General features: G+C 26.0%; 2 protein-coding genes and 1 pseudogene. All 3 read right to left on the bottom strand.

Annotation, left to right across the window (positions count from 1 at the left end; genetic code table 11):
• Positions 1 to 163, bottom strand: a 163-nt coding sequence (locus LQ673_RS14660) for a sugar phosphate nucleotidyltransferase (protein WP_345772913.1), incomplete at its 3' end; no start/stop codon positions are given.
• A gap of 28 nt (positions 164 to 191) precedes the next feature.
• The gene (locus LQ673_RS14655; protein WP_126477717.1) at positions 192 to 1,685 is read right to left on the bottom strand and encodes a glycosyltransferase; all 1,494 of its coding nucleotides are present in this window, start codon (positions 1,683 to 1,685) and stop codon (positions 192 to 194) included.
• Positions 1,686 to 2,095: 410 nt separating this feature from the next.
• Positions 2,096 to 2,295, bottom strand: a pseudogene (locus LQ673_RS14650) (phospho-sugar mutase); the annotation flags it as partial.

Raw genomic sequence — 2,295 nt, 5'->3', positions numbered from 1 at the left:
TAATTATATCTTCAATTCCAGCACGTGACGCTTCTTCTACAATATATTGAATTGTTGGTTTATCTAATATTGGTAACATTTCTTTAGGCATCGCTTTTGTAGCAGGTAAAAATCTTGTTCCTAAGCCAGCGGCAGGGATAATTGCTTTTTTTATTTTCATTATTTTTCTTCCTCTCTTGAATAACTTGATTTTAAATATTAATTTTCTTAACTTCATTTATTAATTCTTTAAAATTATTTACTGCACTTTCATAACTAAGTTCTTTTTTATTTTCAACATTATTTAATGGATTTTGTTTAATTTTCACCATTGCATCAGCAAATGCATCAATATTATTTGCCTCAATTAAATAACCATTTTCACCATCAACAATTATTTCGCTTGGACCATATTTAATATCATAAGAAATAGTTGGACAATTTTCATTGATACTTTCCATAACTGTTAATGCAAACCCTTCAAATTTACTTGTCAATAACGATGCTAAGGACTCCCTGAATGCTAAACCAGGATTACTAGTAAAATCATGTATTTCTACATAATTTTCAAGTTCATTTTCTTTAACAAGTTTTTTAATTTCATCTTTCTCTTTAATATCTGTGCCACCATATAAAACAAGTTTAGTATCAAACCCATGCTGATTAAATTTCTTAAAACCTTTAATAAGATGAGGCATCTGTTTTTGTTCATTAAATCTACCTAAATAAACGAATTGGTCTTTCTTTTCAGCAATTTCATTTGATTTCTCAATAAAATGTGGAATAACTGTAAATTTTTCATTTTCTATATTAAATTCTTCTTGAATATCTCTTTGTTGAGAATGAGTAAGTAAATAGTATTTAGTTACTTTATCAGAATTATTCAATGCATATTTATAAGAATTTTTAATTTCTCCATCCACTTTATGAGCATTATGAAAGACTAGTATTGGTTTTATGTCCACCTTACAATCCAATAAAGGGCGATCTAAAAGTCTTGCATCATTAAAAACTATATCCCCTTTTTTAAATAAACAATTAAAGAAATACTTAAATAAATCTTTTTCTGTTTTGTAAATACTATTAAGAATTCCATCCTTATATGTATAAATATATTCTAATTTATTAGCTTCATTATCTTCATAATATTTCTTACAATAAATGTTACCTTCTAAGTCATAAAAGTTTTCCGCTAATTTTTTGTTAAATTTAGGACTATAATTGGTAATCTTATGGAGTATACCATTTATATTGTACTCCCATCTTTCTGTTTTATGCTTTGTACCTGTAACAAAATAATCCTCAAACTTAACAATTTCAGAATTAGGATAATATTGACGGTATAGGATATACCTATCATTGTCATTGTCATAATACCTTACGCAATTTTTATCATAATTGGGTACAGCATAATAATTTTTTACTCTAACTGGTTGATGCACTGAAATATCAACTTCAACATTATTTAAATTATGTAATTTAAAATTTGATAACCAATCATATATATTCACAATATGAGTATCTTCATTTAAAGTATTCTTTCTAATAAACGTTGAATAAACACACTCATAATTCGGATTATAATTAGTAGTTAAGATTGTTTGTTTTACATTTAGCTCGTTATTGTATAAAGCAATTCTACGTAGTAATGCTTTGGTTCTCCCTGCATGCATTTCAGGTAATGTAGATGTAACAGTATAAATCATGATTAATCATCTCATTTCATTTTTATGTTGTGAAAATAGTTATTATATAAAGTTAAATATGAATATATAAATTGATATTGACCAATGTGGCATATGTGGTCAATCCTACTTTCAAATAACAACTAATTTTCTTTGTTCCTTTGTTTTTTGCATGATCCAAAAGTATTGAAAAAAGAACAATTTTCATACAACGATTATATCATGTTTAGTAAAAATAAAAATAAAAACATTTAAATTTTGTCATTGTTTCTTCATTTCAAATAAAATAACAATGAATTGTAATTTTACTAATTTAACTTTCGAAATACTTTAATAGCATAAAATATCCGGTTATAACTTTCACCAAATATAATCGTGCACAAAAAAGCAACCTTCCGTTTTTCTTGAAAGGTTGCTTTTCACTATAATGCTTATTTTAAATTAAATTTTCTTTCAAATTCCTCAATCACATCATCTAATTTCTCTACATCCAATGAGAAATACAGTTTCATTTTTGGTTCTGTTCCTGATGGTCTAACTGCTATAAATCCTTCTTCAAAAATAAATTTGATAAGATCTGTTTGCGGTAACTGAATAGTGCTTGTTTCACCACTTTGTATATTATGAGATT

The organism is Mammaliicoccus sp. O-M54, assembly GCF_022386035.1.
Taxonomy (GTDB): domain Bacteria; phylum Bacillota; class Bacilli; order Staphylococcales; family Staphylococcaceae; genus Mammaliicoccus; species Mammaliicoccus sciuri_A.
The sequence above is the reverse complement of the archived record's forward strand: the minus strand, read 5'-3'. Positions and strand labels throughout refer to the sequence as shown.

Excerpts from the sequence above, each read along its gene's own strand:
- LQ673_RS14655 (WP_126477717.1), bottom strand. The coding sequence starts at position 1,685 with ATGATTTATACTGTTACATCTACATTACCTGAAATGCATGCAGGGAGA.